This window comes from Streptomyces sp. MBT65 (genome assembly GCF_016612545.1).
Taxonomy (GTDB): domain Bacteria; phylum Actinomycetota; class Actinomycetes; order Streptomycetales; family Streptomycetaceae; genus Streptomyces.
This window is the reverse complement of the sequence record NZ_JAENRY010000557.1, coordinates 1-2,666: the sequence shown is the minus strand read 5'-3', so window position 1 is coordinate 2,666 and position 2,666 is coordinate 1. Positions and strand designations below refer to the sequence as shown.

General features: G+C 70.2%; 2 protein-coding genes. One reads left to right on the top strand and one right to left on the bottom strand.

Features of this window, described 5'->3' with window-relative positions; genetic code table 11:
- Positions 1 to 30 precede the first annotated feature (30 nt).
- The gene (locus JHN63_RS50220; RefSeq protein WP_200691813.1) at positions 31 to 753 is read left to right on the top strand and encodes a response regulator transcription factor; all 723 of its coding nucleotides are present in this window, start codon (positions 31 to 33) and stop codon (positions 751 to 753) included.
- A 1-nt stretch (position 754) separates the two neighbouring features.
- Here JHN63_RS50220 and JHN63_RS50215 read toward each other — a convergent pair whose 3' ends face one another.
- Positions 755 to 2,596 (bottom strand): ABC transporter ATP-binding protein, encoded by a 1,842-nt coding sequence (locus JHN63_RS50215; RefSeq protein ID WP_200691812.1) that lies wholly within the window; start codon positions 2,594 to 2,596, stop codon positions 755 to 757.
- Positions 2,597 to 2,666 lie beyond the last annotated feature (70 nt).

Here is a 2,666-nt window from a genome sequence, read left to right as displayed (position 1 = left end):
CACCACAGCCCCCCGCCCCACCGTGTTCGAATGGCGCGGAAGATCCTGCTGGCCGACGACGACGTGGACGTACGGGAAGGGCTCGGGCGGCTGCTCAGGTTCGAGGGGTACGAGACCGTCCTCGCGGGGGACGGGCGTACCGCTCTCGACCTGCTCGGTCTGTCCGACGAGGCCGCCGCGCCCGATCTCGTGCTGATGGACGTCACCATGCCGGAGTTGGACGGGCTCGCCGCCACGCGGCGGATCCGGGCCTCCGGGTGCACCGTGCCGATCCTGATGATCACCGGGCGGGACGCGGTCGGCGACCGGATCGTCGCCCTCGACAACGGTGCCGACGACTACCTCAGCAAGCCGTTCGCCATCGAGGAACTCCTCGCGCGGGTACGGGCGTTGCTGCGGCGCGGTGCCCGGCCCGAGCCACGTCCCGATACCCCGGCCGCGCTCGAACAGCTGGTGTTCGGTGATCTCGTCATGGATCTGCCCACCCGGGTCGTCACCCGTGGCGGGCGGCCGCTCGAACTCACCCGGACCGAGTTCCTGTTGCTGGAGTACCTGCTCCGCCATCCGGGCACCGCCCTCACCCGGTCCCGCATACACCGGCACGTCTGGGGGTTCGACTTCGAGCCCGCGTCCAACACCCTCGACGTCTACGTCATGTACCTGCGCCGGAAACTGGAGAGCCGCGGCGAACCGCGGCTCATCCACACCGTACGGGGACTCGGGTACAGCCTCCGGGCAACTCCCCTGGGCTGATCTACCTCTTCGGCTTCGGGAGCCGCAAAATCATTGTCTCGTCCGGGACTTGGCGCAGGATCATCGTGTCCTCCGCGCGGTGCCGTCCCGTTCCCGTTCCGGTGATCGCCATCTCTGGGAGCGGGCCCGCAAGTCGCGCGTACGCGCCGCCCCTTGACACCAGCTCCGCGTGGGTTCCCGTCTCGACCAGGCGTCCACCGTCCACCACCAGGATGCGGTCCGCGTCCGGGGCCAGGCTCAGGTCGTGGGTGATCATGATGGTCGTACGGCCGGACATCAGGCGGCGCAGCGGCCCGATCACCTGGCGGGCGGCCACCGAGTCGAGGCCGGCCGTCGGTTCGTCCAGGACCAGGACCGGGGCCTCGCGGAGCATCGCCCGGGCGATCGCGACCCGTTGGAGCTGGCCGCCGGAGAGTGCCGCCGTGCCGGGGGCGATCTCCGTGTCGTAGGACTCGGGCAGTGCGGTGATGAAGTCGTGGGCCGCCGCCGCCCGTGCCGCTCGCTCGATCTCCTCGTCGCTCGCGCCGGGGCGTCCGCACTCGATGTTCTCGCGGATCGTGCCGTTGAGGATCAGGGTCTGCTGGGGCAGCAACGCCACGTTCTCCCGCAGGAATTCGAGGGGTACGTCGCGGAGGGGGACGCCGTCCAGGCAGATCACGCCGCCGGAGGGGTCGTAGAAGCGGGTGAGGAGTTTGGAGAGCGTGGACTTGCCTGCTCCGCTCTCCCCCGTGACGATCACCAGTTCGCCGGGGCCCGCCCTGAACGTGACGTCGTTCACCGAGTCGCGTGCCGCGCCGGGGTAGCGGAACGTCACGCCGTGGAAGCTGACCCAGCCGTGGACGGGCCAGGCGGGGACGGGTTCGTGGGGGTTGCCGACGGACGGGGTGGCGTCCAGGATCTCGTTGATGCGGGCCGCGCCGGCGGTGGCGGCGGTGAGGGTGAGGCCGAGCTGGCCGAGGTTGCGGACCGGGGGGTAGAGGTAGCCGATGAAGGCGGCGAAGGCGAGGAGTGCGCCGAGGGTCATACGGTCGGCCGAGATCTCCCAGACGCCGAGGCCGATGACCGCCAGCACGCAGAGGGTCTCCACGACCTCCACGAACTGCTCGTACATCTCGCTGAGGCGGGCGCCGCGGACCGATGCCTTCATCCATGCGCGGGCCTCGATGTCGAGGCGCTTCTCCTCGTCGCGGCGGCGGTTGTACGCCTGGGTGAGGACCACGTTGCCGAGGGACTCCTCGACCACCGACGTGATCGCGCCGTCCGCTGTCCGCTCGTCCTGCGAGGCCTGCTTGATACGGCCGGAGAAGCGGCGGGCGGCCAGGAGGAAGAGGGGGGCCAGGACGAAGGTGGCCAGGGCCAGGTCCCAGCGGAGGTACAGGGCCGCGCAGGCGTAGAAGACCGCGGAGAAGGCCGCCGAGATGGTGCCGACCACGCCGGACACGACCATCTGCTCGATGGCCTCGACGTCTCCGGTGAGACGTTCGACCAGGTCGCCCTGGCGGTGCTTCTGGAAGAAGTGGGGCGGGAGGTCCTGGACATGGCGGAAGACGTTCGCACGCAGGCGCAGGACGAAGCGTTCGGCGGTCCAGGTGGCGAGGGAGTTGCCGAAGTAGCCGACGAGCGCGCCCAGTATCGCGACGCCGAGCCAGGCGGCGGCCGGGCCCCAGAACTCGGACAGCGAACCGGCCTTGAGGGCGTTGTCGGTGAGCTCCGCGAAGAGCAGGATCGCGGCGGTCTCGGCGAGCGCCGACACGATGACGCAGGTGATGATCACCGCGAGCCACTTGCGGTCACCGCGGGTCAGCGGCCAGAAACGGCGGAAGGCCTCACGGGCTTCCCTCATGGTCAACAACTCCTTTCGGACTACGGATTGCGGCCCGGACGTGGCCGAGGCGGGGCCGCCGGCGCGAGCG